This window comes from Kitasatospora sp. NPDC058048 (genome assembly GCF_042885555.1).
Taxonomy (GTDB): domain Bacteria; phylum Actinomycetota; class Actinomycetes; order Streptomycetales; family Streptomycetaceae; genus Kitasatospora; species Kitasatospora lactacystinica.
Genome location: NZ_JBHVRT010000032.1, coordinates 44274 through 70750, shown reverse-complemented (window position 1 = coordinate 70750; position 26477 = coordinate 44274). Strand labels below are relative to the sequence as shown.

Genomic DNA, 26477 nt, shown 5'->3' with positions numbered 1-26477 from the left:
TAACCACACTCTGGTACCAGGGTACGACCCGGCGGATCGTAGGACCCGTGACCCGACAACTCGCCGCCGCCCCCGCATCGAACCGCACCGCCGCCACCCCCGCCGCCGCGGCCGCCCGCACCTCCGCCCCGGGACCCACCGGCCCCGCCACCGCTCCCACCGGCCCCGCCACCACCCTCGGCACCGCCGGGCTGGTCACCGTCCTGCTCGGCGCCTTCCTGCCGATGCTCGACTTCTTCATCGTCAACGTCGCCCTGCCCACCATCGACCACGACCTGGCCGCCGGGCCCGCCGTCCTCGAACTGGTCGCCGCCGGCTACGGCATCGCCTTCGCCGTGCTGCTCGTCCTCGGCGGACGCCTCGGCGACAACTACGGCCGCCGCCGGCTCTTCGTCGTCGGCGCCGTCGCCTTCGCCCTCACCTCACTGGCCTGCGGCCTCGCCCCCGGCGCGTGGTCCCTGGTCGCCGCCCGGGCCGCCCAGGGCGCCTCGGCCGCACTGCTGATCCCGCAGGTGCTCGGCACCATCACCGCCGCCACCGAGGGCGCCCGGCGCGGCCGCGCGCTCAGCGTCTACGGCGCGGTCGGCGGGATCTCGGTGGTGATCGGGCAGGTGCTCGGCGGCATGCTGGTCGCCGCCGACCTGTTCGGCACCGGCTGGCGCTCGGTGTTCCTGCTGAACGTGCCGTTCGCCCTGCTCGCCGTGGTACTCGCGGTCCGCTACGTCCCGGAGAACAGGGCCGCCACGGCCGCCCGGGTCGACGTCCCCGGCACCGTCCTGCTCACCGCCACGCTGCTCTCCCTGCTCATCCCGCTGATGGAGGGCCGTGCCGCCGGCTGGCCGCTCTGGTCCTGGGTACTGCTGGCCCTGTTCCCCGTCCTCGCCGTCGCCTTCGGCACCGTCGAACGCCGCGCCGAGCGGCGCGGGGACACCCCGCTGGTGCCGCCGTCCCTGCTGCGCATCCCGGAGATGCGACGCGGCCTCGGCATCGCGCTCCCCTACTTCGCGGGCTTCGGCGGCTTCATGTTCGTCATCGCGGTCGCCCTCCAGCAGGGCCTCGGGCTCGGCCCGGTCGCGGCCGGCTGGGCGCTCGTCCCGATGGCCGTCGGCTACTTCTGCGCCTCGCTGGCCGGCCCGCGGCTGATCGGCCGCTGGGGCAGCCGGGTGCTCAGCGCCGGCGCCGTCGTCCAGGCCACCGGCCTCGCCACCCTCGCCCTGACCGTCCTGGCCGACTGGTCGCACTTCTCCCCGCTGCGGATGGCCCCGGGCGTCGCCCTCGCCGGCATCGGGCAGGGCCTGATCGGCACCCCGCTGTTCCGGGTCGTCCTCTCCAAGGTGCCCGCCGCCCGGGCCGGCGTCGGCAGCGGCGTCCTCGCCACCGGGCAGCAGTCCAGCCTCGCCCTCGGCGTCGCCACCCTCGGCACCCTCTACCTCTCCCTCTCCCCCGTCCTCGGCATGGGCCGCGCCCTCGCCCTGTGCCTGGGCATCCAGCTCCTCGGCTCCTTCACCATCCTCCACCTGACCACCCGTCTCCCCCGCTCCATCGGCTGAACCCCGGCCCGCGGGGCCGCCAGGGCCACGGCGACGGCGACGGCCCCGCGACCGGTACGAACGGTCGCGGGGCCGCCGGCGCTCCCGGGGCCGGTTCAGCCCCGGAGTGCGTCGAGCCAGCGGCCGAACAGGGTGCGGACGGCCTCGGCGGCCTCGACCTGGGGGTTGTGGCCGACACCGTCGAGGACGGCGGCGGCCATCCGCGGGTAGTGGTCGAGCAGGGCGAGCTGATCGCGCCAGCCGACCAGGGCGTCCTGGCGGGTGGTGACCAGCAGGTGGTGGCCGCGGTGCTGCGGAGCCCGGTGCTCGGGCCGGTGCGGCAGCAGGAAGTCGGCTTCGAGCTCGGCGGCGGCCGCCCGGTCATGCACCTCCCAGCCCGGCCGGACGTACCGCGCGAAGAGCTCCCAACTCGCCTCGGTGTGACGGGCCATGACGTACCGGAACAGCTCGCGGTCGGCGGCCGGGAGGCGGGCGAGGAGCTCGTCGTCGCGTTCGACCACGGACTCCTCGGGCAGGGCGCGGTCGGCACCCCAGCGCACCACCGGCACCAGCAGCGCCGAGCCCAGCACCTGTTCGCCGAACCGCGCGGTCACCGCCCGGGCCAGCTGGCCGCCGAAGGACTGCCCGACCACGGCGAAGGGCTGTCGGCCGACCTGCTCCTCGATCCACCCGGAGACGGCCTCGGCCAGGGCGCCCGCCGAGGCCCGGCCCGGCAGCCGGGGGCTGGCGCCGTGGCCGGGAAGGTCGAGGTAGAGGCGGCGCCAGCCGGAACGGTCGGTGAAGGCGGGTTCGAGCGGGAGCAGCACGCGGTGGTCGACGGTGTAGCCGTGGATCAGGACGATCGGGGTGCCGTCACCGAAGGCGGTGTGGTGGAGCGGGGATTCGGTCATGGCGACAGGGTCCGACCATGACATGGGTGGCAAGGTCAAGCGGCGGCGTCCGGCCGGCCGGCCGGCCGGAGAGTCGGCAGGTCGGTCAACCCGTCGGCCGGTCGGTCAGGACAGGCTCCTGACCACGTCCAGGTACTCCCGGATGGCGTCCCGGTTGCGCGTCAGGCACAGGATCCGGCGGGTCATCCGGTCGGTCTCGGACGCCAGGGTTTCGAGCATCTCCGGTGTGGCGTCGGCGAAGTGGATCGTCCGCGGGGTGTCCAGGCAGGGCAGGATCTGCTTGATGATCCGGGTCGGCAGCCCCGCGTCCAGCAGCCCGCGGATCTGCAGCACCCGCTCCACGAGGTACTCGTCGTACGCGCGGTAGCCGTTCGCCTCCCGGCGCGGCGTGATCAGCCCCTGCTGCTCGTAGTAGCGCAGCAGCCGCGGAGTGGTCTCCGCCCGCCGGGCGAGTTCACCGATGCGCATGTGTGACCACCCTCACCCCGGGCCGGTTCCGTCCCGACTGGACCTTGACACGAATGTCAACGATAGACGATCGGGCCCATGCCCACTCCTGAACTCCGCACCCCCGAACGGCCGGCGGCCCCCGCGCCGAGGCTGCCCTGGCCCGCGCTGCTGGCCATGAGCGCCGGCGGTTTCGTCACGATCATGACCGAGGCCCTGCCCGCGGGAGTGCTGCCCGCGATGAGCGCCGACCTCGGCGTCGGCCAGTCCGCCGCAGGGCAGTCCGTCACGCTCTACGCGGTCGGCTCCATCGCGGCCGCCGTCCCACTGACCGCCGTCACCGGACGACTGCCGCGCAAGCGGCTGCTGCTGCTCGCCGTCGGCGGCTTCGCCGCGGCCAACGCGGTCACCGCCGTCTCGCCGAGCTACCCGCTCACCATGGCCGCCCGGTTCGCGGCCGGCCTGGTCGCCGGGCTGCTCTGGGCGCTGCTGGCCGGGTACGCCCGGGGCATCGTCGCACCGGAGCAGCGCGGACGGGCGATGGCCGTCGCCATGACCGGCTCGACGGTCGCCCTGTCGGTGGGCGTGCCCGCCGGCACCCTGCTCGCCGATCTGGTGGGCTGGCGGGCCACCTTCGGGCTGATGAGCGTCACAGCCGCGGCACTGACCGGCTGGATGCTGCTCGTGCTCCCGCCGCTGCCCGGCCGGGCCGACCAGGTCCGCGTCCCCGTCCGGCGGGTGCTGCGGACGCCGGGCGTGGCCGCCGTCCTGACCGTCACGGCGACCTTCGTCCTCGCCCACAACGTCCTCTACACGTACGTCGCCGCGCTGCTCGCGCCGCTGGGACTCGACGGCCGGACGGACACCGTCCTGCTCGTCATCGGACTGTCCTCGCTGGTGAGCATCCTCGGCACCGGCGTCCTGATCGACCGGTACCTGCGCCCCCTGACCGTCGCCGCCTCCGTCCTCCTCGCCCTCGCGGCCCTGCTCCTCGCCGCCGCCCTGCTCGGCCCGACCGCCTGGCCCGCCTACGCCGCCGCCGCGCTGTGGGGCCTCGGCTTCGGCGGCGTCGCCACCCTCCTCCAGACCGCCGTCGCCGACGCGGCCGGCCCGGCCGGGGACCTCGCCCAATCGCTGCTCGTCACCTGCTGGAACCTCGGCATCGCCGCCGGCGGCCTGGCCGGCGGCCTCCTTCTCGACCACGTCGGCCCGACCGCCCTGCCCTGGTCCGCCCTCGCCCTCCTGGCCGCTTCCCTGGCCACCACCCTCGGCGGGCGGCGACACGGGTTCCCGGGGCAGAGGTGACCGCTCCCCCGCGTGAACGCCGCACGTTCCGCCCGATGTCCCGAACAGCCGTACGGCGAATTCGGACGATTCGGGTGCGACCGTCGAACGCCCATGAGATAAAAGTCAGACGCACTCGAACCGGGGGAAGATGACGTCATGGCTCTCGTCCTGGTGTTCCTGCTCGTGCTCGTCGGCACGCTCGTCGGCGCCACGGTCTTCCTGGTGCTCCGGGAACGCGCTCGCCGGCACCGGTTCGACGACGCCGAGGGCCTGCTGATCGAACAGCAGCGGACCGCCCAGGCCACCCGCATGCGGGCGACGTACTCCAGCGTCTCGGTCCACCACGGGACCGGCGTGATCGGCGACGAGGGCAACCACTACCACTCCTGACGGCCCGGCGGCCGGCTCAGCGGCACAGGGCGGCGTCCACCACGTCCTCCAGGTGCCGGGTGACGGCGTAGTCGGCCGGAACGGTGGTCACCGCGATGTTCACGGCGCGCCCGTCGTCGGTGGCGCCGCCGCGGGTCTCGTAGCCCGGAATGTCGCCGCCGTGCCCCCAGTAGACCCCGCCGCAGGAGAGCGGCCGGCTGAAGACGCCCAGCCCGGAGCCCATGCCGCTGTCCCCGACCGGGACGGTGGTGCGCATCTGGGCGAGCTGGGCGGCGGGCAGCAGGCGGTCCGGGACCAGCAGTTCGGTGAAGAAGCGGTCGAGGTCCGCGTTGGTGGAGATCATCTGCCCGGCCGCCCAGCCCGCCGACGGGTCCAGCTCGGTGAAGTCGGTCAGCGGCCCGTCGGCGGATTCCTTGCGGTACCCCTTGGGGTGGGCTTCCCGGATGGTCCGGTCGCCGGCGGCCGGGAAGTAGGTGTGCCGCAGCCCGATGCGCCGGACGATCCGCCGGTCGATCTCCTCGGCGAGCGGCCGGCCGGTCACCCGCTGGACGATCAGGCCGGCCAGCACGTAGTTGGTGCTGCTGTAGCCGAACTTCTCCCCGGGCGCGGAGACGCGCTTCTGCCCGAGGGCGAGGTCCAGCAGCTCCCGGGGCTCGAAGTACCGGTGACGGAGGGAGGCTTCGTCCAGCAGCCCCTCGTAGTCGGGCAGGCCGCTGGTGTGCTGGAGGAGCTGCCGGACGGTGATGCCGCGTCCGTCCCCGCCCTCGCCGCGGACCAGGCCGGGGAGGTAGGTGTCGACGAAGGCGTCGAGGTCGACCTTCCCCTCCCCCACCAGCTGGAGCACGGCGACGGCGGTGAAGGTCTTGGTGTTGCTGCCGATCCGCACCTGCCCGTCGACGGGGACCTTCGCGCCGGTGGCCAGGTCCCCCACCCCTGCCGTGTAGCCGCGGGTCCGGCCCCGCCCGTCCCGGACGGTGGCGAGCGCGGCGGGCACCCCGTCCGCCCGCACCAGCGCGTTCAGGCCCTGCTGCACGACGTCCGGCGGGGCCGCGGCGGACGCGGCCGACGCCGCGGACGGTGTCAGCGCCCCGACGGCCGCGGCGGTCGAGAGGGTGAGGGCGAGTGCCATGTGGCGGACACGCGAACGACGCACGGGTCAACTCCTGTGGGATCGTGGGGATCGGGAACCGCTCCCGGTCACGATCGCCAGTCTGGCCACGCGGCGGACGGCCGGCCTCCCCCGATCGAGGGAGCACCTCCGCCGGCGTCAGGGCCGGCCGGGTCCCCGCAGCGGCAGCGTCCGGCTGTAGACGACGCTCGTGGTGGTGCTGCCGAAGCCGGCCAGCTCGTCCACCAGGGTTTCCAGGTGCTCCATGGAGGTCGCCGCCACCTTCAGGGTGTAGCAGTCGTCGCCGGTGGTGCGCAGGCACTCCAGGATCTCCCGCCGCTCGTCGAGCAGCCGCCGCAGCGGCTCGTGCCGGTTGCCCGGGTACTTCAGCCGGACGACGGCGAGCACCGGGTAGCCGACCTTCGCCAGGTCCACCGTCGCGCGGTAGCCGGTGATGACGCCCAGCGACTCCAGGTTCCGCACCCGTTCCGTGGTCGCCGACGCGCTCAGCGACACCCGCCGTCCCAGCTCGCTGAGCGAGATGCGCGCCTCCCGCTGCAGCTGCTCGATGATCGCCCAGTCGGTGTCGTCAAGATTCACGGCCATGACGCGAATCTACCGGGAGAACCACGGCGATCCGCCGGTCACAGCGGGAGAACCCCGTTCCGTCCGCCATGATCGCGGGGATAGCCTCGAAGCATGCAACTTGGCGTCAACGTACCGAACTTCGGCCCGGGAACCGACCCCGGCGTGCTGCGCGAGTGGGCCCGGACCGCGGAGGGCCTCGGCTTCGACCTCCTCATGGTGTCGGACCACGTGGCGGTGACCCCGGACGTCGCCGAGCGGTACCCCGAACCGTTCTACGAGCCCTTCACCACGCTGTCCTGGCTCGCCGGGGTCGCCCCGAACCTGCGGCTGGGCACGACCGTACTCATCCTGCCCTACCGGAACCCGCTGCTGGTGGCGCGGATGACGGACACCCTCGACCGGCTCAGCGACGGCCGGTTCGTGCTCGGCGTCGGAGTCGGCTGGGCCCGCCGGGAGTTCGCCGCCCTCGGCGTGCCGTTCGGCGAGCGCGGCAGACTGACCGACGAGTACCTGAGCACCCTGCGCGACGCCCGGGCCGAGGCGCCCGACCGCCGGCCGGTGCCGGTCTGGGTCGGCGGCCACAGCGAGGCCGCGCTCCGGCGGGCACGCCGGTTCGGCGACGCCTGGCACCCGCTGCGGCTGCCCCTCGCCCGGATGCGGTCGGTCCTGGCCGAGCACCCGATGCCGGGGTTCGCACCCCGCATCACCCTGCGGCCGACCAGCACACCGGTCGACGACCCCGAGCGGCCCGCCGGCGTCGGCACCGTCGACCAGATCCTCGACGACCTCCGCCACCTGCGCGAGCTCGGCGCGGAGACCGTCGTCCTCGACCCCTACCACGGCGATCCGGAGGAAACCCGTCGGCCGCAGCGGGCCTGGCAGGACCTCACCACCGTGGCCACCCGGTGGAGGGCCGCGTGATCACCACCGCCGACCGGGCCCTGCTGCGCCGCGCCCTCGCCATCGCCGCCCACGCGATCACCCTGGGCGACGCCCCCTACGGCTCCCTGCTCGCCGGCCCGGACGGCGAGATCCTCGCCGAGGCCCACAACACCGTACGGCGCGACGACGACATCACGGCCCACCCCGAACTGAAGCTCGCCCGCTGGGCCGCCCGCGAACTGGCCCCCGGCACCGCCGCGCGCACCACGATGTACACCAGCTGCCAGCCCTGCGGCATGTGCGAAGGCGGCATCCTCCGCTCCGGCCTCGGCCGGGTCGTGTACGCGCTCTCCACGGAGCAACTCGTCGAGCTCAACCCCGACTCGGGCGCCTGGCGGCCGGTACCGACGGACGGCCCGGCCCTGCCCGACGAGGCCCGGGCCCCGATCACGGCCTACTACGGTCCGCGCTGAGCCCCGGCCCCGCCGGGCACCGGCCCTAGAAGAACAGCAGCAGGATCCAGCCGCCGGCCGAGAGGACGGCCGCCGACCAGCCGACCACGGCCGCCGGACGGCCGTGCTCGACCCCCTCGGCCCGCTGGAAGGCGGCGACCAGCGGGGCGATCGTCGCGACCGGCAGGGTGACCCCGACCAGGAGCGCGGCCCTCGGTCCGTACTCCGCCCCGATCACGAGGAGCCCCAGTGCGGCGAGCCCCGCCACGGCTCCCATCGCCGTCCCGGCCACGGTGGCGGCGATCCGGAACACTCTCGGGCGACCGCAGAAGAATGCCACCGCACAGGGCACCAAGCAGACCGCCACGACCACGTGCACGGGCGCGGCGTGGAAACCGAACCTCACGACGAAGGCCACCACCGGCCACACGAACACCGCGACCGCCAACCCGACGAACCCTCGGGCACTCGCAGGAACCGTCACCATGGTCATCCCCCTCCTGGCACGGCATATTTGAACACGTTCAATCTAGCAGGGGTCCGCTCCTCCCGGACCCCTGCCGACCGCAGCGGGACCGGTTCCGAAGCCGGAATGTCAGTGCCACCTGGGACGCTCGGTGACCCACACCGTCGACCAGGGGAGCCCACCGATGCCGATCCACGTCGCGAGCCGCCGCCGCACGACGGCCTCGCTGACCGCCGCCTTCCCCGGCGCGGAGATCATCGACGTCACCTCCAGGGCGCCGGACCCGTGGGTCCGGCTGAGCCCGTTCCATCCGCACGGCGGCATCCCGGTCCCCTGGAGCGACGGCGTGACCAGCGAGTCCGTGGAAGGCGTCTGGCAGGCCCTCAAGGTCTTCCGGGACGCCGACGTCGACCCCGCGAAGCTGCGCGTCACCTCGATGAAGGGCCTCAAGCGGACGGTGCGCCGGTACGGCCCCGTCCAGGGCCACCGGACCGGCCTGCACGGCGACCGGCTCCTGCCCTACGAGGCGGCCCGCCGCCGCATCTACCTCCCGGCCTACCGCTGGATCCTCGAACACCGCGTCGCCGATCTGGTCGAGCGGCTCCGGGAGAAGGACGAGGTCGTGCTCCTGGACTACACCACCAACGGCGACGTCGCCGACCCGACCAGCCCGCTCTCCCACGCCGCGCTCATCCGGCTCCACCTGGAGGGCCGTTGGCCCGACGAGGGCGACGCGGACGGGCACCCGAACAGCCCCGGCCCGGACCGCCTTTCCGGCGCCCACCCCGTCCTGGGGAAAAGCAGTTGGCCCGACCGCGTCACGAGTTCGACAATCGCCGGATGACCGATGACCAGACCGCGGTCCAGCGGCGCCGCGCGGCCCGCATGACCTGCAAGCGCTTCCTCTCCGGCGACCGCGTCCTCAGCATCCGCGAGCGCCTCGCCCAACTCTCCGCCCTGGACGGCCTGGACGTCCCCCACGACTTCTACGGCAGCGACGGGCCCGTACGGCAGCTGGAGGAACGGACCGCCGCACTGCTCGGGAAGGAGGACGCGGTCTTCTTCCCGACCGGGACGATGGCCCAGCAGGTAGCCCTGCGCCACCACGCCGAGCGCACCGGCAACACGGCGGTGGCCCTGCACCCGCTCAGCCACATCGAGCGGCACGAGCGGCACGCCTACACCCAGCTCACCGGCCTGCGCGGCCTCTGGCCCACCACCGAGCGGCGACAGCCGACGCCCGGCGAACTCGGCGCGCTGGGCGAGCCGTTCGGCACCCTGACGGTCGAGCTCCCACTGCGCGACCCCGGCTACCTGCTCCCCGACTGGGACGAGCTGACCACCCTCGTCGCCGCCGCCCGCGAGGCCGGCGCCCGGGTGCACTTCGACGGCGCCCGGCTCTGGAACACCACGGTCCACTTCGGCAAGCGGCTCGACGAGATCGCCGCCCTCGCCGACAGCGTCTACGTCTCCTACTACAAGGACCTCGGCGGGATCAGCGGGGCCGCCCTCGCCGGCGATGCCGCCCTCACCTCCTACGCCCGTACCTGGCGCCACCGCTACGGCGGCCAGCTCTCCCAGCAGTGGCCGGCCGCCATCGCCGCCCTCCACGGCCTGGACACCGCCCTGCCGCGCATCCCCGACCTGATCCGCCACGCCGCGTCCACCCTCACCCCGGCCCTGGCCGCGCTCCCCGGCGCCCGCCTGCATCCCGAGGTGCCGCCCACCCACGAGTACCAACTCTGGCTCCCGCACCCGGCCGAGGCCCTGAACGCCGCCCACCTGGCCCTGGCCGAGCAGGAGGGCGTCTGGTTCGTCCCCCACTGGGAGGACGCCGCCCCCGGCCTCGCCGTGGCCGAGGTCAGCCTCGGCGAGCCGGCGCAGGCGTGGACGGCGGAGCAGGTGACGGAGGTCGGGCTGCGCTTCCTGGAGCTGGCGACCGGGGGCTGACGGCGGGGATCCCACGAGGAACGCCGCGGTCAAACGGTTCGCGGCCACCACCCCTTTGTGTCAGACTGACGATATGAGCGAGATGCACGTGGGGGACCTGGCCGCCGTCCGCAGCCGCGAGGAGCTGACCGCACTGATGGCCGACGGGCTGCGGCCGAAGTGGGTGATGTTCTGGGGGCACACCGAGCGCAAGGGCGGTGGCACCCGACAGGAGTGCCTGAGCCAGTGGTGGCCCGGCGAGTTCACCGTCGACGGGCTCACCTACACCTCCGCCGAGCACTGGATGATGGCCGGCAAGGCCCGGATGTTCGGTGACGAGGAGATCGCGCGGCGGGTGCTCGCGGCCCGGACCCCCGCCGAGGCGAAGAAGCTGGGGCGGCTGGTCAAGGACTTCGACGACGAGGTCTGGGCGGCCGGCCGGTTCGAGCTGGTGGTGGCGGGCAACGTCGCGAAGTTCGGACAGGACGAGGCGCTGCGCGATTACCTCCTGGGCACGGGCGACCGGGTGCTGGTCGAGGCCAGCCCGCTGGACCGGATCTGGGGCATCGGGCTCGCCGCCGACGACATCCGGGCCCAACAGCCCGCCGAGTGGCGCGGGTTGAACCTGCTCGGCTTCGCCCTGATGGAGGCGCGGGCGCGGTTGGCCGCATGAGCGCGATCGCTCCGCTGCTGGACGGGACGGTGGTGGCCTCGGCCGCCGCCGCCCTGCTCCTGGCGCCGGGGGTGCTGCGACGGAAGGCCCGGCCCGCACGACGAGAAGGAACGTACGGGCCGGAGCCGCTGCTGGCGGCCGTCGTCGCGCTGATCTACCTCAACCAGGTGCTCGTCGCGGTCTACGTGAACCGGGTGCACCACGGGGACGTCTCCTTCATCGCCCGCCACCTGCCGCCCGGCTGGTTCGACGTGCCCCGCCTGGACTTCCTCGCCGCCCGCTTCCCGGCCCCGGAGCTCCTGGCACCGTCGGTGCTCCGGGTGCAGGCGTTCCTCGAACTGCCGCTGGTGCTACTGGCGTTCGCCGCCGTCGTCCGGCGGCTGGACCGCGCGCTGTACGTCCGGTTGGCCCGCTCGCCGTTGATCCCGCTCGCCGCCGTCTCGTACACGGTGGCGTTCTGCGCGGTGGAGTGGGACCTGCGGAACCCGTACACCGTGGACGACCTCGTCCTGCGGGTGCTCGCGGCCTGCGTCACGCCGCCGCTGATCGCCCGGCTGGCCCGACGCGAGCCCGAAGCGGACGCCGAGCCCGCCCGCGGCCCGTTCCGCTTCGCGCTCGACCTGTGGGCGTACGGCCAGCTGATGCTGGTGCTGTACGACACCGCACTGCTCTACAACCTCGCCCGGCTCGGGGACCATCTCCCTTCCGCCGCGGCCGCGTTGGCGGTGCTCGTCGCCACCCGTACCCTTCCGCGCCGGTTTCCGGGCGGGCGGCCCGGCCCGTACACCGCCGCACTCTCCGGGACGGTCGGCCGGGCACTGGCGCTGTTCCTCGTCCCCGCCCTGTCGATCCGCTACGCGCAGTCCTTCGGCACGCCCGAACTCTCCGCCCTGGCCGGGCTCCTGGTGATCGGGGCGGCGCTCCGCCGGGACGCGCTGCGCCTCCTGCCGCCCGCTCTCGCGGGCGCGCTGGTCGGTTACGCCGTCGCGGCGCTCGCTCCCGGCCCGTACTACGAGGCGACTCTCCTCCGGAGCGCGACCGGCGCACTTCTCGCAACGACCGCCGTCTGCGCGCTCCTTGACACCACTCGGACACGACTGGTCGTGCACTCTTAACTCCCACGCCACATACTGACGCCAGGATGTCACACAGTCAGGGTGCAGATGGACAGGTTGGGGCGATCATGCGCATGCGGCCGACGGCACAATCCGCAGGCCAGCGACCGGAAGGCGAGCAGCAGGCCGAGGAACTCCGCGCGGAACTGGACGAGTTACTCCGTGCGAGCCGCTACGCGAGCCAACGTGAACGGCGCCTGAACGAGGCGATCCGGGCCACCCCGGGCCGCCAGCGGCCGGACGGGGAGCTGCTGCGCCAGCTCGACCAGGCCCGCACGCTCCGCGAGGGCCTGGGCGCCCGCTGCCTCCAACTCAGCGACCAGCTGGAGGCGTTGGAGAGCCGGATCAGACAGCGGCAGCAGCCACCACCGCCGCCACCGCAGCACCAGCAGGCCCCACAGCATCAGCAGGCCCCGGCCCATCAGCAGCCCGCGCAGCAGCCATCGCGACAGCAGCAGCCACCTCAGCAGCAGCCGGCGCCCACTCGCCCCGACCTCGGCGCTCTCACCGAGCGGATCACCGCCCTCCACCGGGCCGGCTCCCTCACCGAGGCCACCGGGGTGATAGACGCGGCCGCCGCCCGCCTCACCCCCTCCGACGCCGCGCTGCTGGTCGGCATGCTGGCCCGGTACGGTCCGACCGGCGGCTCGCTCCTCCTCGCCCGCAGCATCGCCCGGTCCGCACCCGACCATTCCGTCACCGTGCTCGCCGAGCTGCGCGAACTGGGCCTGGCGGAGGAGGCGGCCGAGGTGTTCCACGCCTTCTGGGGCTACCCGGCCGCCTCCGTCCCCGGCCTGCTCTCCGCGCTGGACCGGGCCGGGCTGGCCGCCGACAGCGCGACGCTGCTCTGGGAGTGGGGGTCCGCGCCGATGCCCGAGCTGACCTCCCTGGCCGCCTGCCTCCAGCAGCACGGCCGGTCCGCCGACGTCAGGACCCTGCTGCGCCAGGCCGCGGGCCGCTCCACCGCCGACCTCGCCGCCCTCGCGGCCGGGCTGCCGCCGGCGCTCGCCGCCCTCCTGCTGGGCGAACTGGCCGTCCTGCGCCCGCCCGTCGAGGTGGTCCGGCTGGCCGCCGCCCTGGACGGCTCCGGCAGTTCCGGGCTCTACGCGCAGCTGCTGGCCGCGCTGCTCGGCGACGAGGCCCGCCACCGCACCACGCTCGCGGCTCTGCGCACCGCCGGCCTCCCGACCCGCCCGCCCGCGGCCCCGCGCTCGCGCTGGGGACGGCGGTAGCGGCAGCCGCACGGGGAACGGCCGCGGGACGGACGGGGGCGGCACTCGGCCCCCGACCCCGGCCCCGGACGACAAGGAGCCCCCGTCCGCCCCACCAGGGCGGACGAGGGCTCCCGGGCCGTGCCGGAGGCCGCTAGCAGCCGATCAGCCGCGCGCCCAGGTACGCCTTGACCTGGTCCAGCGAGACGCGCTCCTGCGACATGGTGTCGCGGTCGCGGACGGTCACCGCGTTGTCCTCAAGGGTGTCGAAGTCGACGGTGACGCAGAACGGCGTGCCGATCTCGTCCTGGCGGCGGTAGCGCTTGCCGATGGCGCCGGCGTCGTCGAACTCGACGTTCCACGCGGTGCGCAGGTCGGCGGCCAGGCCGCGGGCCTTCGGGGACAGCTCGGCGTTGCGCGACAGCGGCAGGACGGCGACCTTGACCGGGGCCAGGCGCGGGTCGAGCCGCATGCCGACGCGCTTCTCCATGACGCCCTTGGCGTTCGGCGCCTCGTCCTCGAAGTAGGCGTCGATCAGGAAGGCCAGCATGGCGCGGTTGAGGCCGGCCGCCGGCTCGATGACGTACGGGAAGTAGCGCTCGCCGGACTCCTGGTCGAAGTACCGGAGGTCCTTGCCGGAGGCCTCGCTGTGCACCCGCAGGTCGTAGTCGGTGCGGTTGGCGACGCCCTCCAGCTCGGAGAACTCGGAGCCGCCGAAGTTGAAGCGGTACTCGATGTCCACCGTGCGCTTGGCGTAGTGGGAGAGCTTCTCCTTCGGGTGCTCGAAGAAGCGCATGTTCTCGGTGCGCAGGCCGAGGCCGACGTACCAGTCCCAGCGCTGCTGGAGCCAGTACTCGTGCCACTGCTCGTCATCGCCCGGCTTGACGAAGAACTCCATCTCCATCTGCTCGAACTCGCGGGTGCGGAAGATGAAGTTGCCGGGGGTGATCTCGTTGCGGAAGCTCTTGCCGGTCTGGGCGATGCCGAACGGCGGCTTCTTGCGCGAAGTGGTCTGGACGGCACTGAAGTTGGTGAAGATGCCCTGGGCGGTCTCCGGGCGCAGGAACGCCAGGCCGCTCGCCTCCTCGGTGACACCGAGGTGGGTCTTCAGCATGCCCGAGAAGTCCTTGGGCTCGGTGAACTGGCCCTTGGTGCCGCAGTCGGGGCAGTTCACGTCCTGGAGACCGTTCGGCGGCGGGAAGCCGTGCTTGGCCTCGTACTTCTCCTCCAGGTGGTCGGCCCGGTGGCGCTTGTGGCAGGAGAGGCACTCGGTCAGCGGGTCGTTGAAGGTGGCGACGTGACCGGAGGCCTCCCACACCTCGCGGGCGAGGATCACCGACGAGTCGAGTCCGACGACGTCCTCACGGGCCTGGACCATCGCGCGCCACCACTGGCGCTTGATGTTCTCCTTGAGCTCGACACCCAGCGGCCCGTAGTCCCAGGCGGCACGCGTGCCGCCGTAGATCTCGCTGCAGGGGTAGACGAAGCCACGGCGCTTGCTCAGGCTGACGATCGTGTCGATCTTGTCGGCGGCCACAGTGCTCTCTTCAGTACGTACGGCACGGTCAGGGCACGGCTGGTTGCGCGTACCCGAATACCTCAGGTTACCGGCCATACGGGTACGTGATTCAAATCGGTATCGTCCGGCCACCCCCACCCTCCGTCACCTTCCGTTCACCCGTCCGAGTGATTTGACAATCATTTCCATTTGAGATGAGAATGATTGTCATGATGATCGGACTGCCTCGACTCGGACTGTCTCGCCGGACCCGCCGCGCCATGGCCCTCGGCACCGCCGCCCTCGCCGCCTCCCTCGTCCTCACCGCCTGCGGGGGCAGCAGCAGCGCCGACAGCGGCACGGGCAAGCTGAAGGTCGTCGCCTCCTTCTACCCGATGGAGTACCTGGCCCAGCAGATCGGCAAGGAGCACGTCGCGGTCACCGACCTGACCGCCGCCGGCGTCGAGCCGCACGAGCTGGAGCTCACCGCCAAGCAGGTCGGCACGGTCCAGAAGGCCGACGCGATCATCTACCTCAAGGGCCTTCAGCCCACCGTCGACCAGGCCGTCGCGCAGTCGTCCAGCAAGCACAAGATCGACGCCACCGCCGCCAGCCCGCTGGTCGACCACCACCTCGACGAGGGCACCGGGGACGCCGACCACGGCGGCGACGGCCACGGGGCCGACGGCCACAAGCACGAGGACCCGGCCGGCGACCCGCACATCTGGCTCGACCCGACCCGCTACGCGGCGATCGCCAAGAGCGTCGGCGACGAGTTCGCCAAGGCCGACCCGGCCCACGCCGAGGACTACCGGAAGAACACCGACGAGCTGGTCACCAGGCTCACCGCGCTCGACCAGGAGTTCCGGGACGGGCTGAAGGACGCCAAGACCCGGACCTTCGTCACCAGCCACGCCGCGTTCGGCTACCTCGCCGACCACTACGGCCTCACCCAGGTCGCCATCAACGGCGTCGACCCGGAGTCCGAGCCCACCCCGGCCCGCCTCGCCGCGGTGCAGAAGGCCGCCAAGGACAACGGCGTCTCCACCGTCTTCTTCGAGACCCTGGTCAGCCCCAAGCTCGCCGAGACCGTCGCCAAGGACCTCGGCCTCAGGACCGCCGTCCTGGATCCGCTGGAGGGCGTCAAGGACCCGTCCAAGGACGACTACCTGACCGTGATGAAGCAGAACCTGGCCAACCTCCGGGACGCCCTCGGCGCCCCGGCCGGCACCGCCGGGACCGACGCCGCCACCCCCGCCCCCGCGAACTGACGGGACCGAGCACCATGACCGACCCGATACCCCCGGCCGTCCGCCTCCGTGACGCCGTCGCCTCGCGCGGCGGCCGGCCGGTGCTGCGCGGCGTCGACCTCACCGTCCGGCCCGGAGAGGTCGTCGCCCTGCTGGGCGCCAACGGCTCCGGCAAGTCGACCACCGTCAAGGCCGTGATCGGCTCCGTCCCGCTGGAGCACGGCACCCTGGAGCTGTTCGGCGCCCCGTTCCGCTCCTTCCGCGCCTGGCACCGGATCGGGTACGTCCCACAGCGCACCACCGCCGCCTCCGGCGTCCCCGCCACCGTGCGCGAGGTGGTCTCCACCGGACGGCTGCCGCAGCACCGGCTGCTGCCCTTCCGCCGCAAGGACCGCGAGGCGGTGGACCGCGCGCTGGCCGCCGTCGGCATGCTGGAGCGGGCCTCGGACGGCGTGGCCGACCTGTCCGGCGGCCAGCAGCAGCGGGTGCTGATCGCCCGCGCCCTGGTCGGCTCCCCCGACCTGCTGATCATGGACGAGCCGATGGCCGGCGTCGACGCCGCCAGCCAGCAGGTGCTCGCCGACACCCTGCGCACCGAGGTCGGCCGCGGCGCCTCCGTCCTCCTCGTGCTGCACGAACTCGGACCGCTGGAACCGCTGATCGACCGCGCCGTGGTGCTGCGGGACGGCTGCGTCGCCCACGACGGCCCGCCCGTGCCCAACACCGGCCTGCACGCGCTGCCCGGCCACGACCACGTCCACCCGCACGCCGACCTGACCCCGCCGAGGCTGCTCGCATGACCGAGATGCTGTCCTACGACTTCATGCAGCGGGCCCTGCTCGCCGCCGTCCTGGTCGGGATCACCGCCCCGGCCGTCGGCATCTACCTGGTGCAGCGCCGCCAGGCCCTGATGGGCGACGGCATGGGCCACGTCGCGATGACCGGCGTCGGCCTCGGCTTCATCTTCCAGACCAGCCCGGTCTGGATGGCCGTGCTGGTCTGCGTGCTCGGCGCCGTCACCATGGAGCTGGTCCGCTCGCGCGGCAACCAGCGCGGCGACATCGCCCTCGCGATGCTCTTCTACGGCGGCATGGCCTGCGGCAAGCTGCTGGTCTCGATGTCCGCCCAGGCCGGGGCCGGCTCGCTGGAGAGCTACCTGTGGGGCTCGATCCTCACCGTCGCCCCCGCGGACCTGGCCACCATCGCGGTGCTCGGCGCGGTGGTCATCGCGGTCACCGTCGGCCTGCGCCGCCAGCTCTTCGCGATCTGCCAGGACGAGGACTTCGCCCGGGTCACCGGCGTGCCGGTGCGCACCCTCAACCTGCTGCTCGCGGTGATGGCCGCGGTCACCGTCACGGTCGCCATGCGGGTGGTCGGGCTGCTGCTGGTCAGCGCGCTGATGGTGGTCCCGGTGGTCGCCGCCCAGCAGCTCACCCGCTCCTTCGCCGCCACCCAGGCCGCCTCGATCGCGCTCGGCGTGGTCGTCTCGCTGGCCGGCGTCACCGGCTCCTACCACCTCGACGTGCCCTCCGGCCCGGCCATCGTGCTGCTCGCCATCGCGGTCTTCGCGGTGTTCAGCCTGCTCGCCGCGCCACTGGCCCGGCGGCGCCACCGTGGCACGGGCGAGAACGGACCGAAGGTGTGCGACGTCGAACTGCCCGGGCAGGCCGTCTCCGGGCCGTCCGGCACGACCACCCCTGAGCGGCGGGCCGGGCTGGCACAATGATGTGCGAGACGCCCACGACCCCAGGAGGACCCACGGTGACCACCGCAGGCCCGTCGCCGCGCGCCCGCTCGACCCGGCAGCGTGCCGCCGTCTCGGCAGCCCTGGACGAGATCGCGGACTTCCGCAGCGCGCAGGAGCTCCACGACCTGCTCAAGCACCGCGGGGACTCCGTCGGTCTGACCACGGTCTACCGCACGCTCCAGTCGCTCGCGGACGCCGGTGAGGTGGACGTGCTGCGCACCGCCGACGGCGAGGCGGTCTACCGCCGGTGCAGCAGCGGGCACCACCACCACCTGGTCTGCCGGCACTGCGGCGCGACCGTCGAGGTGGAGGGCCCCGCGGTGGAGCGCTGGGCCAACTCGGTCGCCGCCGAGCACGGCTTCAGCGACATCGCGCACACCCTGGAGATCTTCGGGACCTGTGCGGAGTGCGCCAAGAAGGCCTGAGCCGCCGACACGAAGGAGAGGACCCGCCGGGCAGATCCCGGCGGGTCCTCTCCTTTTGGTCCGATACGGCCGTCGCGTCCGGTGCGTCCGGCACGGCCCTCGGGGCCGTCGCCCGTCAGCGCTGGGACGGCACCGGCGCGCCGACCTCGTTGGGGATCGCCCCGCCGAAGCGCCGGTCGCGCATCGCGTACTGCTCGCAGGCGCGCCACAGGTCACGGCGGTCGAAGTCCGGCCAGAGCACGTCCTGGAACACGAACTCGGCGTAAGCCGACTGCCAGAGAAGGAAGTTGGAGGTGCGCTGCTCGCCGCTGGGGCGCAGGAAGAGGTCCACGTCCGGCATGTCCGGGTGGTACATGTACTTGGCCAGGGTCTTCTCGTTGACCTTCTTCGGGTCGAGCTTCCCGGCCGCGACGTCCTGGGCGATCGCCTGCGCCGCGTCGGCGAGCTCGGCCCGGCCGCCGTAGTTGACGCACATGTAGAGCGTGACGGCGTCGTTGTCCTTGGTCTGCTCCTCGGCGACCTGGAGCTCCTGGACGACGCTCTTCCACAGCTTGGGCATCCGGCCCGCCCAGCGGATCCGCACGCCCATCGCGTCCATCTCGTCGCGGCGGCGGGCGATGACGTCCCGGTTGAAGTTCATCAGGAACTTCACCTCGTCGGGCGAGCGCTTCCAGTTCTCGGTGGAGAACGCGTACAGCGAGATGTTCTTGACGCCGAGCTCGATGGCGCCCTTGAGGACGTCCAGCACCACGGTCTCGCCGACCTTGTGGCCCTCGGTGCGGGGCAGCCCGCGCTCCTTGGCCCAGCGGCCGTTGCCGTCCATCACGATCGCGACGTGCTCGGGGACCAGCTCGCCGGGGATCTTCGGGGGCTGTGCGCCGCTGGGGTGCGGGGTCGGGGGGACGTACGTCCGCTGCTTGCCGCCGCCGAAGAGCCGTCGCGCTGCCATGTGCTCACTTCTCCACGTATCTCATCGAGCGGATGCCCCGCTCCAGGTGCCACTGCAGATAGGCCGCGACCAGGCCGCTGCCCTCCCGCCAGTACCGCGGCTCGCAGGCGTCGGCCGTCTGCCAGTCCCCTGACAGCAGCGCCCCGAGCAGTACCAGTGTCTCAGGGGAGGGTACGGCACATCCAGGCACTCGGCAGTCCCCGCAGAGCACCCCGCCCGCGGGGAGGGAGAAGAAACGGTTCGGCCCTTCCAAGCCGCATTTGGCGCAGTCGGTGAAGCTCGCGCCGTACCCGTTCACCGCGAGCGAGCGCAGCAGGAAGGCGTCCAGTACCAGGTGCGACTCGTGCAGCCCGGCCGCCAGCGTGCGCAGCCCGCCGACCAGCAGCAGGTACTGCTGGACGGCCGGCTCGCCCTCGTTCTCGGCGAACCGCTCGGCGGTCTCCAGCATCGCGGTGCCGGCCGTGTAGCGGCCGTAGTCGGCGACGATCGGGCCGCCGTACGGCGCGATGGTCTCCACCTGGGTACAGAGCGGCAATCCGCGGCCGATCAGCTCACTCCCCCGGCTGAAGAACTGCACGTCCACGTGCGAGAACGGCTCCAGGCGGGCACCGAACTTGGACTTGGTCTTCCGCACCCCGCGCGCCACCGCCCGCACCTTGCCGTACTTGCGGGTCAGCAGGGTGATGATCCGATCGGCCTCGCCGAGCTTCTGCGCCCGCAGCACGACGCCGTCGTCCCGGAAAAGACTCATGGGGACCATTCTCCCCCACCGCCCCCCGGCGCCGGACAGCCGTGTTGCCCGCACCGGCGGCCGTGGGGGAGGCCATGCGGTGCGGGTCACGGCGGGCCCGGGGTGGGGAGTCCAAGGCCCGTTGTGGGGGATTCGGAGATGGTCTGCGGGTTCCGGAGGTCCGGACGACGCTCGGCGGGCGGTGGCGGTGGCCGGTGATCGCGAGCAGTGATCGTGAGCGGTGATCGTGAGCGGTGAGAGGTGGTCGGCGAGCAGCGCTGCGGGCGGGCCGGCCGGCGGTGCTACTTGTACGGGGTCCTGGTCGCCGCCTCCAGCAGCGCCCCGACCCGGGACTTCGGCAGGTCCAGGCAGCCCCCGACCGCGGCGAGCGCGTCGCGCTCCTGCGGCAGGTAGCGCCCGTCCGCCAGGGCGATCGCCGCGCCCTGCAGCAGCAGCCGCTCGCGGCCGTGGTGGGCCAGGTGCGGGGTGAGCGGTTCGAGCACCGCGTGCAGTTCGACGGCCAGTCCGCCGGACATCCCCCGGGCGTCGTGGAGTTCGCCGCCGAGCCCGGAGAGCGCGGCGAGCGCGGCCAGCACCTGGGCCTCGCCGCAGTCCTCGAACCCGGCCTCGCGGACCGCCGCGCAGGCCGCGTCGCGGGCCGCCCGGTGGGCGGTGCCGCCGGCCGCGAGCAGGGCCAGTGCGATGGTGTACTGGGCGTCCCGCAGCATCGCGCCGAGGCGCACGCTGGTGGGCTGCTCCAGGCTCTCGACGCCGTACCGGCCGTGGCAGCTGGTGCACTGCACACTGCCGATCACCGGACCGAGCGGGACCACCGGGGTCCCCAGCAACCGCAGCCACCGCCGGCCGTGCTGCCGGCGGTAGTTGCGGTCCCCGCCACAGCCAGGGCAGAAGAAGTCACCGAGAACGTCAGTCCGCCACCGCGGGCGAACACCCCACAACCTGGTCACGGCGCCACTCCCCAGACATGGCAGGCGGCCTGCTCGACAATGGGCAGGTCACGCGACCGGACACCGAGGCCGTCCCACCGACCCGGCTTTCCGGTGGATCGATGTTGCCACGGTTACCGGCACGTGTCAGTACCTCGAACGGCTTCCGATTCGAAAAAATGTGGCGCAGGACACAACCCCAGGCCGGCACGGCGAAGGGCCGCCCCGCGGGACGGCCCTTCGCACACCACTCGTTCGAATTAGCCGCGCTGCGAGCGGTTGACGGCGCTGATCATGGCCTTCAGCGAGGCCAGCACGGTGTTGCCGTCGATGCCCACGCCCCACAGCACCTTGCCGTCCACCGCGCACTCCACGTACGCGGCGGCCTGGGCGTCGCCGCCCTCGCTCAGCGCGTGCTCGGCGTAGTCCAGGACGCGCACGTCCACGCCGATCCGGGCCAGCGCGTCGGCGAAGGCCGAGACCGGGCCGTTGCCGGCACCGGTCAGGGTGGTCGGGACGCCGTCCACCAGGGCCTCGGCGGTCAGCGCGTCCCGGCCGTCCTCGGTGGTCAGGGTGCGCGAACCGCTCAGCGAGATCCGGCCCCACGGGTTGTCGGTGGTCGGCAGGTACTCGTCCTCGAAGACCCGCCAGATCTCGGCCGGGCTGACCTCGCCGCCCTCGGCGTCGGTCTTGGCCTGGATGATCCGGGAGAACTCGATCTGCATCCGGCGCGGCAGGTCCAGCTTGTGGTCGTTCTTCAGCACGTACGCCACGCCGCCCTTGCCGGACTGGCTGTTGACCCGGATGACCGCCTCGTAGGTGCGGCCGACGTCCTTCGGGTCGATCGGCAGGTACGGCACGCCCCAGGTGTGCTCGTGCACCGGTACGCCCGCGGCCCTGGCGTCCGCCTCCAGGACGTCGAAGCCCTTCTTGATGGCGTCCTGGTGCGAGCCGGAGAAGGAGGTGTACACCAGGTCGCCGGCGTACGGGTGGCGCGGGTGCACCTCCATCTGGTTGCAGTACTCGGCGGTGCGGCGCACCTCGTCGATGTCGGAGAAGTCGATCTGCGGGTCGATGCCCTGCGAGAACAGGTTCATCCCCAGCGTCACCAGGTCGACGTTGCCGGTCCGCTCGCCCTGGCCGAACAGGCAGCCCTCGATGCGGTCGGCACCCGCCATGTAGGACAGCTCGGCGGAGGCGACGGCGGTGCCGCGGTCGTTGTGCGGGTGCACCGACAGGCAGACGAACTCGCGGCGGGACAGGTGGCGCGACATCCACTCGAACTGGTCGGCCTGGACGTTCGGGGTGGCCCGCTCGACGGTGGCGGGCAGGTTCAGGATGATCTCGCGGCCCTCGCCCGGCTGCCAGACGTCCATGACCGCCTCGCAGACCTCCAGCGCGAAGTCCAGCTCGGTGTCGACGAAGATCTCCGGCGAGTACTGGTAGCCGAAGACGGTGTCGTCGCCCAGCAGCTTCTCCGCGTACTCCATCACCAGCCGGGTGCCCTCGGTGGCGATCGCCCTGGTGGCCGCCCTGTCGTTACGGAACACCACCCGGCGGAACAGCGGCGCGGTCGCGTTGTACAGGTGGACGGTCGCCCGCGGGGCTCCGACCAGCGACTCCACGGTCTTCTCGATCAGCTCCTCGCGGGCCTGGGTCAGCACCGAGATGGTGACGTCCTCGGGGATCGCCCCCTCCTCGATCAGCGAGCGCACGAAGGCGTGGTCGGTGGCCCCGGAGGAGGGGAAGCCGACCTCGATCTCCTTGTAGCCCATCTTCACCAGCAGGTCGAACATCATGCGCTTGCGGGCCGGCGACATCGGGTCGATCAGCGCCTGGTTGCCGTCGCGCAGATCGGTGGAGAGCCAGCGCGGCGCCTTGGTGATCACCTTCTCCGGCCAGCTGCGGTCCGCCAGGTCGACGGTGCCGAACGGCAGGTAGCGCCCGTGACGCATGCCCGAGGGCCGCTGGCGCACCGAGGCGGCGGTGATCGGGGTGGGGCGGTCGACGAAGGGACGGCCGGCGGGAACGGACGCGGCGGAGTTCTGCTCGGTCATGGAGGTGACTCGGCTTCCTGTGATGCGTGGTGCGGGCGGGTCGGGAGGGGTCAACACCTGGTCGACACCGACTGGCCGGCCTCGGCTGCCGCTCGCGATACACCATTGGATCGCCGATCGCGCGCACAGCTCGTTCCCCGCGGCGAGGGTGCCGGCCCGGTGGACTACAGGCCCTCGACGCGGCAGCTAAGAAGAAGCAGCCCGTTGCGCATGATGGCCCCAGCGTAACCCAGCGCCGCACGCCCCCGAAGTGATCCGGGCTTCCGTTCCACTCCTTGAGACGTCGACCGGTCATGCCAAAGGTGGTGACAACCGGTCATCGAAGCCTCACCCTGGGCCACATGACTGCAGCAGTACCGATCTGCACGATCGTCCCGCCGTACGTCCTGGACCGCCTCGCCGAGGCCGGTCACGAGCCCGCCGTCCACTCCCTGGCCCTCGACGCGGCGCACCGCGCGGCCCGACTCTCCCCGCCCCCGCCCGTCGCCGCCGCCCCGGGCCTCAACCGGGTGATCTACGACGCCGGACACGGCCAGCGGCTGCCCGGGCGCAGCGTGCGCACCGAGGGCCGCGGCGCGTCCTCCGACAGCTCCGTCAACCACGCCTACGACGGCCTCGGCGCCACCTTCGCGCTCTACGCCGACGTCTTCGGCCGGCACTCGATCGACGACCGGAACCTGCGGCTGGACGCCAGCGTCCACTACGGCCGCAACTACGACAACGCCTTCTGGAACGGCCACCAGATGGTGTTCGGCGATGGCGACAACGTGGTGTTCGGCGACTTCACCGCCTGCATCGACGTCATCGGCCACGAACTCACCCACGGCGTCACCCAGTTCACCGCCGGGCTGGACTACCAGGACCAGCCCGGCGCGCTCAACGAGTCGGTCTCCGACGTCTTCGGCTCGCTGGTCAAGCAGTACTCGCTGCACCAGAGCGCCGCCGACGCCGACTGGCTGATCGGCGCCGGGCTGCTCGCCCCGGGCGTGCAGGGCGTGGCGCTGCGCTCGATGAAGGCGCCCGGCACCGCCTACGACGACCCGCAGTTGGGCAAGGACCCGCAGCCCGCGCACATGCGGGACTACGTGAACACCTCCCAGGACAACGGCGGGGTGCACATCAACTCCGGCATCCCCAACCACGCGTTCTACCTGCTGGCCACCGCGCTCGGCGGCTCGGCCTGGGAGCGCGCGGGGCGGATCTGGTACGACGCGCTGACCGGGCGCACGCTGCCCGCCGACGCCGACTTCACCGCCTTCGCCCGGGCCACCGTGGCCGCCGCCAAGGCCCGCTACCCCGACGACCGGTCGGTCGTGGACACCGTCACGGCCTCCTGGGCGCAGGTCGGGGTCAGCCCGGGGTGACCCTCCGGGGGCGCGGCCCGCGGGGCTCGCCCGGAGCCCCGGGAGCCCGTCCGGAGCCACCGGAGCGCGCCTGAAGGGTGGTTGAGACCGGGTTGAGGCGGGCTTAAGGTCACGGTCCGGGAAAAGCCCGGCAAAACCCCTCCCTGCGTAGCACCATGGACACCATGCGTATCCAGGTGACCCGGACCGGCGGTTTCGCGGGGCTCGTCCGCCAGGCGGAGATCGACACCGCCGACCGCACGGACGCCCCGCACGTGCACGCGCTCGCCCGCGAGGCCGTCGCGGGCGGGCTGCGCGCGCCCTCGTACGGGGTGCCGGACGGCTTCCACTACGAGATCACCGTCGACGGCCGGTCGGTGTACTGCGCCGACCCGAAGCTCACCGACTCGCAGCGCGAGCTGATCTCCCTGGTGCTGCGCGAGGGCGCGTAGCACCAGGGCCCCGGAGGGTCAGAGCCAGCCGTCGAGCGCGGCCAGGAAGCCGGCCGGGTCGTCCCGGTGGACGGTGTGGCCCGCGCCGGGCACGGTGCGCACCTCGAAGCCCCGGGCGCGCAGCGCCCGGGCGCTGGACGCGTCCACCAGCAGGCTGCGGTCGGCCAGCACCGCCAGCGAGGGCACCGCCGGCCCGGCCGGCAGGTCCGAGCTCTGGTCGGCCAGGGCCCACGCCGAGTCCTCGTCCCAGGCGGCCGCGGCGGCGAGTTCGGCGTCCACGTCGTCCGGCTCCCAGCTCGGGCTGAGCGCGACGATCTGCTCCCGGGTGAGGTGCCTCAGCTCAGCCATCACCCGCGGGTCCATCCCGGTCTGGGCGAACCGCCAGGCCGGATCGACGTACACCGCGCGGGCCGGCTCCAGCCGTTCGACCGCGCCCGCCAGCGCGATGCCGCCCAGCGAGTGGCCGATCGCGAGCTCGACGCCGGTCGGCAGGTTCTCCACCAGGTCGTCGGAGTACGCCTCCAGGGGGTAGCGCTCCAGCGGGCTCCCGCCGGTGCCGCGCGGGCTGCGCCCGTGCCCGCGCAGGTCCACCGCGAGCACCCGGTAGCCCCGCTCGGCCAGCGCCGGACCGATCAGCCGCCAGGTGCGGTGGTCGGACATGATGCCGTGCACCAGCACGGCCAGCCGGTCCCCGCGCCCACTCCCGGGTGTGCAACTTCATCGCGCTGTGCCCCTTCTGACGTCGCGTACGGCCGGACCACGGCGAGGGCCCGCCCGGACGCACAACGTCCGAACGGGCCCAGGGCCTCCCGGTGGCTCGAACCCGCCGGTCCGGAGCCCGGACTCAGAAGCCGAGCTTGCGCAGCTGCTTGGGGTCGCGCTGCCAGTCCTTGGCGACCTTGACGTGCAGGTCCAGGTAGACCGGCGTGCCGAGCAGCGCCTCGATGTGCTTGCGGGCGGTGGTGCCGACGTGCTTGAGCCGCGAGCCCTTGGCGCCGATCACGATCGCCTTCTGGCTCTGCCGCTCGATGTAGACGTTGGCGTGGATGTCCAGCAGCGGGCGGTCCGCCGGGCGGCCCTCGCGCGGCAGCATCTCCTCGACCACCACGGCCAGCGAGTGCGGCAGTTCGTCGCGCACGCCCTCCAGCGCGGCCTCGCGGATCAGCTCGGCGACCATGATCTGCTCGGGCTCGTCGGTGAGGTCGCCTTCCGGGTAGAGCTGGTCGCCCTCCGGCAGCAGCTTGGTGAGAAGGTCGGCGACCAGTTCCACCTGCTTGTCGCCCACGGCGGAGACCGGGATGATCTCGGCCCACTCGAAGCCCAGCTCGATGCCGAGCTGGTGGATGGCGATCAGCTGCTCGGCCAGGCGCTTGGAGTCGACCAGGTCGGTCTTGGTGACGATGGCGACCTTCGGGGTCTTCTTGATCCCGGCGATCTCCTTGGCGATGAACTTGTCGCCGGGGCCGATCTTCTGGTCGGCGGGCAGGCAGAAGCCGATCACGTCGACCTCGGCCCAGGTGCTGCGGACCAGGTCGTTGAGGCGTTCGCCGAGCAGGGTGCGCGGCTTGTGCAGGCCGGGGGTGTCGACCAGGACGAGCTGGGCGTCCGGGCGGTGCACGATGCCGCGCACGGTGTGCCGGGTGGTCTGCGGGCGGTCGGAGGTGATCGCGACCTTCGTCCCCACCAGGGCGTTGGTCAGGGTCGACTTGCCCGCGTTGGGCCGGCCGACGAAGCACGCGAACCCGGAGCGGTACGAGGAGGAAGGGGCATTCATGGGCTCCATTCTCCCTGATCACCGGAGCCCCGCCGTCCGGGCCCACCCCCGGGGGTGTTCGGGGGCGCGTTCAGCCCTTCTTCCCGCCCTTCCCGCCCTTGCCGTCGGTGGGGATCAGCGAGACCACCACCAGCACCAGCAGGAAGCCGAGCGAGCCGAAGAGCCAGAGCTCCGACCTGGTCTCCTGCCACTTGCCCAGCCCCATCACGAACAGCAGCAGCCCGGCGAAGAACGCCACCGCCCCCATGCCCCAGCCCCCTCAGCGCATCCACTCCCCCGGTGAGATTATCTGCCGGGCGTGGGCCGGGACCATGCCC

29 protein-coding genes are annotated in these 26477 nt (G+C 72.8%); 16 read left to right on the top strand and 13 right to left on the bottom strand.

All coding sequences use genetic code 11. The features are described from left to right. Positions 1–47 precede the first annotated feature (47 nt). The gene (locus ACFVVA_RS29250) at positions 48–1550 is read left to right on the top strand and encodes an MFS transporter (RefSeq protein WP_387693784.1); all 1503 of its coding nucleotides are present in this window, start codon (positions 48–50) and stop codon (positions 1548–1550) included. 95 nt (positions 1551–1645) lie between these two features. Here the strand turns inward: ACFVVA_RS29250 and ACFVVA_RS29245 are convergent, their stop codons facing one another. After that, the gene (locus ACFVVA_RS29245; RefSeq protein ID WP_387693783.1) at positions 1646–2440 is read right to left on the bottom strand and encodes an alpha/beta fold hydrolase; all 795 of its coding nucleotides are present in this window, start codon (positions 2438–2440) and stop codon (positions 1646–1648) included. A gap of 105 nt (positions 2441–2545) precedes the next feature. Beyond that, positions 2546–2908: a MerR family transcriptional regulator gene (locus tag ACFVVA_RS29240; protein ID WP_387693782.1), complete on the bottom strand. Its 363-nt coding sequence runs from the start codon at positions 2906–2908 to the stop codon at positions 2546–2548. Between the two features lie 78 nt (positions 2909–2986). Here ACFVVA_RS29240 and ACFVVA_RS29235 point away from each other — a divergent pair, with 78 nt between their 5' ends. Together ACFVVA_RS29235 and ACFVVA_RS29230 are read left to right on the top strand one after the other, a co-directional pair. After that, positions 2987–4192, top strand: a complete 1206-nt coding sequence (locus ACFVVA_RS29235; RefSeq protein WP_387693781.1) for an MFS transporter — start codon at positions 2987–2989, stop codon at positions 4190–4192. 138 nt (positions 4193–4330) lie between these two features. Beyond that, positions 4331–4564, top strand: coding sequence for a hypothetical protein (locus ACFVVA_RS29230; RefSeq protein WP_387693780.1), 234 nt, complete (start codon positions 4331–4333; stop codon positions 4562–4564). A 16-nt stretch (positions 4565–4580) separates the two neighbouring features. Here the strand turns inward: ACFVVA_RS29230 and ACFVVA_RS29225 are convergent, their stop codons facing one another. After that, a complete protein-coding gene (locus tag ACFVVA_RS29225; RefSeq protein WP_387693814.1) occupies positions 4581–5693 on the bottom strand; it encodes a serine hydrolase domain-containing protein in 1113 nt (370 codons plus the stop codon). Positions 5694–5831: 138 nt separating this feature from the next. After that, positions 5832–6278, bottom strand: a complete 447-nt coding sequence (locus ACFVVA_RS29220) for an Lrp/AsnC family transcriptional regulator (protein WP_359902968.1) — start codon at positions 6276–6278, stop codon at positions 5832–5834. A gap of 93 nt (positions 6279–6371) precedes the next feature. Here ACFVVA_RS29220 and ACFVVA_RS29215 point away from each other — a divergent pair, with 93 nt between their 5' ends. After that, a complete protein-coding gene (locus tag ACFVVA_RS29215; RefSeq protein ID WP_387693779.1) occupies positions 6372–7181 on the top strand; it encodes an LLM class flavin-dependent oxidoreductase in 810 nt (269 codons plus the stop codon). Next, positions 7178–7615, top strand: coding sequence for a nucleoside deaminase (locus tag ACFVVA_RS29210; protein ID WP_387693778.1), 438 nt, complete (start codon positions 7178–7180; stop codon positions 7613–7615). The genes ACFVVA_RS29215 and ACFVVA_RS29210 overlap by 4 nt, the downstream gene beginning before the upstream one ends. A gap of 25 nt (positions 7616–7640) precedes the next feature. Here ACFVVA_RS29210 and ACFVVA_RS29205 read toward each other — a convergent pair whose 3' ends face one another. Further along, complete coding sequence (locus ACFVVA_RS29205) at positions 7641–8081, bottom strand: hypothetical protein (protein WP_387693777.1); 441 nt, start codon at positions 8079–8081, stop codon at positions 7641–7643. A gap of 163 nt (positions 8082–8244) precedes the next feature. On the opposite strand from ACFVVA_RS29205, the gene ACFVVA_RS29200 reads away from it, so the two are divergent. The 5 genes from ACFVVA_RS29200 (at position 8245) to ACFVVA_RS29180 (ending at position 13009) form a co-directional block, all read left to right on the top strand. Then, positions 8245–8904 carry a DUF6939 family protein gene (locus ACFVVA_RS29200; protein ID WP_387693776.1) on the top strand — a complete coding sequence of 220 codons (660 nt, stop codon included), beginning with the start codon at positions 8245–8247 and terminating at the stop codon, positions 8902–8904. Beyond that, entirely contained in the window at positions 8901–10010 is a 1110-nt protein-coding gene (locus tag ACFVVA_RS29195; protein ID WP_387693775.1) for a threonine aldolase family protein, read from the top strand. The genes ACFVVA_RS29200 and ACFVVA_RS29195 overlap by 4 nt, the downstream gene beginning before the upstream one ends. 73 nt (positions 10011–10083) lie before the next feature. Continuing rightward, on the top strand, positions 10084–10662 hold the full coding sequence (locus ACFVVA_RS29190; protein WP_387693774.1) for an NADAR family protein: 579 nt from the start codon (positions 10084–10086) through the stop codon (positions 10660–10662). Further along, positions 10659–11777, top strand: a complete 1119-nt coding sequence (locus tag ACFVVA_RS29185) for a hypothetical protein (RefSeq protein WP_387693773.1) — start codon at positions 10659–10661, stop codon at positions 11775–11777. The genes ACFVVA_RS29190 and ACFVVA_RS29185 overlap by 4 nt, the downstream gene beginning before the upstream one ends. Positions 11778–11845: 68 nt before the next feature. Beyond that, positions 11846–13009: a hypothetical protein gene (locus tag ACFVVA_RS29180; protein ID WP_387693772.1), complete on the top strand. Its 1164-nt coding sequence runs from the start codon at positions 11846–11848 to the stop codon at positions 13007–13009. Positions 13010–13142: 133 nt separating this feature from the next. Here the strand turns inward: ACFVVA_RS29180 and ACFVVA_RS29175 are convergent, their stop codons facing one another. Then, positions 13143–14525, bottom strand: coding sequence for a glycine--tRNA ligase (locus ACFVVA_RS29175; protein WP_387693771.1), 1383 nt, complete (start codon positions 14523–14525; stop codon positions 13143–13145). A gap of 191 nt (positions 14526–14716) precedes the next feature. On the opposite strand from ACFVVA_RS29175, the gene ACFVVA_RS29170 reads away from it, so the two are divergent. From ACFVVA_RS29170 to ACFVVA_RS29155, 4 genes are read left to right on the top strand one after another with little or no spacing between them, the layout of a single operon-like run. Continuing rightward, entirely contained in the window at positions 14717–15757 is a 1041-nt protein-coding gene (locus ACFVVA_RS29170) for a metal ABC transporter substrate-binding protein (protein ID WP_387693770.1), read from the top strand. A gap of 14 nt (positions 15758–15771) precedes the next feature. After that, positions 15772–16536 (top strand): metal ABC transporter ATP-binding protein, encoded by a 765-nt coding sequence (locus ACFVVA_RS29165; protein WP_387693769.1) that lies wholly within the window; start codon positions 15772–15774, stop codon positions 16534–16536. Then, entirely contained in the window at positions 16533–17462 is a 930-nt protein-coding gene (locus ACFVVA_RS29160; protein ID WP_387693768.1) for a metal ABC transporter permease, read from the top strand. The genes ACFVVA_RS29165 and ACFVVA_RS29160 overlap by 4 nt, the downstream gene beginning before the upstream one ends. Positions 17463–17497: 35 nt before the next feature. Next, on the top strand, positions 17498–17908 hold the full coding sequence (locus ACFVVA_RS29155) for a Fur family transcriptional regulator (protein WP_189918013.1): 411 nt from the start codon (positions 17498–17500) through the stop codon (positions 17906–17908). A 115-nt stretch (positions 17909–18023) separates the two neighbouring features. Here ACFVVA_RS29155 and ACFVVA_RS29150 read toward each other — a convergent pair whose 3' ends face one another. The 4 genes from ACFVVA_RS29150 to leuA all read right to left on the bottom strand — a co-directional run bounded on the left by ACFVVA_RS29150 (position 18024) and on the right by leuA (position 22591). Further along, the gene (locus ACFVVA_RS29150; RefSeq protein WP_387693767.1) at positions 18024–18857 is read right to left on the bottom strand and encodes an isoprenyl transferase; all 834 of its coding nucleotides are present in this window, start codon (positions 18855–18857) and stop codon (positions 18024–18026) included. Positions 18858–18861: 4 nt separating this feature from the next. Beyond that, positions 18862–19608 (bottom strand): DNA repair protein RecO, encoded by a 747-nt coding sequence (gene recO, locus ACFVVA_RS29145; RefSeq protein ID WP_359903000.1) that lies wholly within the window; start codon positions 19606–19608, stop codon positions 18862–18864. 281 nt (positions 19609–19889) lie between these two features. Further along, the gene (locus tag ACFVVA_RS29140; protein WP_359903002.1) at positions 19890–20435 is read right to left on the bottom strand and encodes a TerB family tellurite resistance protein; all 546 of its coding nucleotides are present in this window, start codon (positions 20433–20435) and stop codon (positions 19890–19892) included. A 359-nt stretch (positions 20436–20794) separates the two neighbouring features. Further along, positions 20795–22591: a 2-isopropylmalate synthase gene (gene leuA / locus ACFVVA_RS29135; protein ID WP_387693766.1), complete on the bottom strand. Its 1797-nt coding sequence runs from the start codon at positions 22589–22591 to the stop codon at positions 20795–20797. A gap of 341 nt (positions 22592–22932) precedes the next feature. Here leuA and ACFVVA_RS29130 point away from each other — a divergent pair, with 341 nt between their 5' ends. Both ACFVVA_RS29130 and ACFVVA_RS29125 read left to right on the top strand, forming a co-directional pair. Then, the gene (locus tag ACFVVA_RS29130; RefSeq protein ID WP_387693765.1) at positions 22933–23955 is read left to right on the top strand and encodes a M4 family metallopeptidase; all 1023 of its coding nucleotides are present in this window, start codon (positions 22933–22935) and stop codon (positions 23953–23955) included. Positions 23956–24119: 164 nt separating this feature from the next. Next, positions 24120–24386: a protealysin inhibitor emfourin gene (locus ACFVVA_RS29125; protein ID WP_359903011.1), complete on the top strand. Its 267-nt coding sequence runs from the start codon at positions 24120–24122 to the stop codon at positions 24384–24386. Positions 24387–24404: 18 nt separating this feature from the next. Here the strand turns inward: ACFVVA_RS29125 and ACFVVA_RS29120 are convergent, their stop codons facing one another. The 3 genes from ACFVVA_RS29120 to ACFVVA_RS29110 all read right to left on the bottom strand — a co-directional run bounded on the left by ACFVVA_RS29120 (position 24405) and on the right by ACFVVA_RS29110 (position 26407). Further along, positions 24405–25046, bottom strand: a complete 642-nt coding sequence (locus tag ACFVVA_RS29120) for an alpha/beta fold hydrolase (protein WP_387693764.1) — start codon at positions 25044–25046, stop codon at positions 24405–24407. A gap of 184 nt (positions 25047–25230) precedes the next feature. Continuing rightward, positions 25231–26160 (bottom strand): GTPase Era, encoded by a 930-nt coding sequence (era, locus tag ACFVVA_RS29115; RefSeq protein ID WP_387693763.1) that lies wholly within the window; start codon positions 26158–26160, stop codon positions 25231–25233. Between the two features lie 70 nt (positions 26161–26230). Continuing rightward, on the bottom strand, positions 26231–26407 hold the full coding sequence (locus tag ACFVVA_RS29110; RefSeq protein WP_387693762.1) for a hypothetical protein: 177 nt from the start codon (positions 26405–26407) through the stop codon (positions 26231–26233). Positions 26408–26477 lie beyond the last annotated feature (70 nt).

Excerpts from the sequence above, each read along its gene's own strand:
- era (WP_387693763.1), bottom strand. The coding sequence starts at position 26,160 with ATGAATGCCCCTTCCTCCTCGTACCGCTCCGGGTTCGCGTGCTTCGTC.
- leuA (WP_387693766.1), bottom strand. The coding sequence starts at position 22,591 with ATGACCGAGCAGAACTCCGCCGCGTCCGTTCCCGCCGGCCGTCCCTTC.
- ACFVVA_RS29190 (WP_387693774.1), top strand. The coding sequence starts at position 10,084 with ATGAGCGAGATGCACGTGGGGGACCTGGCCGCCGTCCGCAGCCGCGAG.
- ACFVVA_RS29120 (WP_387693764.1), bottom strand. The coding sequence starts at position 25,046 with ATGTCCGACCACCGCACCTGGCGGCTGATCGGTCCGGCGCTGGCCGAG.
- ACFVVA_RS29110 (WP_387693762.1), bottom strand. The coding sequence starts at position 26,407 with ATGGGGGCGGTGGCGTTCTTCGCCGGGCTGCTGCTGTTCGTGATGGGG.
- ACFVVA_RS29185 (WP_387693773.1), top strand. The coding sequence starts at position 10,659 with ATGAGCGCGATCGCTCCGCTGCTGGACGGGACGGTGGTGGCCTCGGCC.
- ACFVVA_RS29150 (WP_387693767.1), bottom strand. The coding sequence starts at position 18,857 with ATGGCAGCGCGACGGCTCTTCGGCGGCGGCAAGCAGCGGACGTACGTC.
- ACFVVA_RS29205 (WP_387693777.1), bottom strand. The coding sequence starts at position 8,081 with ATGGTGACGGTTCCTGCGAGTGCCCGAGGGTTCGTCGGGTTGGCGGTC.
- ACFVVA_RS29200 (WP_387693776.1), top strand. The coding sequence starts at position 8,245 with ATGCCGATCCACGTCGCGAGCCGCCGCCGCACGACGGCCTCGCTGACC.
- ACFVVA_RS29235 (WP_387693781.1), top strand. The coding sequence starts at position 2,987 with ATGCCCACTCCTGAACTCCGCACCCCCGAACGGCCGGCGGCCCCCGCG.
- ACFVVA_RS29130 (WP_387693765.1), top strand. The coding sequence starts at position 22,933 with ATGACTGCAGCAGTACCGATCTGCACGATCGTCCCGCCGTACGTCCTG.
- ACFVVA_RS29225 (WP_387693814.1), bottom strand. The coding sequence starts at position 5,693 with ATGGCACTCGCCCTCACCCTCTCGACCGCCGCGGCCGTCGGGGCGCTG.
- ACFVVA_RS29170 (WP_387693770.1), top strand. The coding sequence starts at position 14,717 with ATGATGATCGGACTGCCTCGACTCGGACTGTCTCGCCGGACCCGCCGC.
- ACFVVA_RS29245 (WP_387693783.1), bottom strand. The coding sequence starts at position 2,440 with ATGACCGAATCCCCGCTCCACCACACCGCCTTCGGTGACGGCACCCCG.
- ACFVVA_RS29230 (WP_387693780.1), top strand. The coding sequence starts at position 4,331 with ATGGCTCTCGTCCTGGTGTTCCTGCTCGTGCTCGTCGGCACGCTCGTC.
- ACFVVA_RS29220 (WP_359902968.1), bottom strand. The coding sequence starts at position 6,278 with ATGGCCGTGAATCTTGACGACACCGACTGGGCGATCATCGAGCAGCTG.
- ACFVVA_RS29125 (WP_359903011.1), top strand. The coding sequence starts at position 24,120 with ATGCGTATCCAGGTGACCCGGACCGGCGGTTTCGCGGGGCTCGTCCGC.
- recO (WP_359903000.1), bottom strand. The coding sequence starts at position 19,608 with ATGAGTCTTTTCCGGGACGACGGCGTCGTGCTGCGGGCGCAGAAGCTC.
- ACFVVA_RS29240 (WP_387693782.1), bottom strand. The coding sequence starts at position 2,908 with ATGCGCATCGGTGAACTCGCCCGGCGGGCGGAGACCACTCCGCGGCTG.
- ACFVVA_RS29160 (WP_387693768.1), top strand. The coding sequence starts at position 16,533 with ATGACCGAGATGCTGTCCTACGACTTCATGCAGCGGGCCCTGCTCGCC.
- ACFVVA_RS29195 (WP_387693775.1), top strand. The coding sequence starts at position 8,901 with ATGACCGATGACCAGACCGCGGTCCAGCGGCGCCGCGCGGCCCGCATG.
- ACFVVA_RS29165 (WP_387693769.1), top strand. The coding sequence starts at position 15,772 with ATGACCGACCCGATACCCCCGGCCGTCCGCCTCCGTGACGCCGTCGCC.
- ACFVVA_RS29180 (WP_387693772.1), top strand. The coding sequence starts at position 11,846 with ATGCGCATGCGGCCGACGGCACAATCCGCAGGCCAGCGACCGGAAGGC.
- ACFVVA_RS29215 (WP_387693779.1), top strand. The coding sequence starts at position 6,372 with ATGCAACTTGGCGTCAACGTACCGAACTTCGGCCCGGGAACCGACCCC.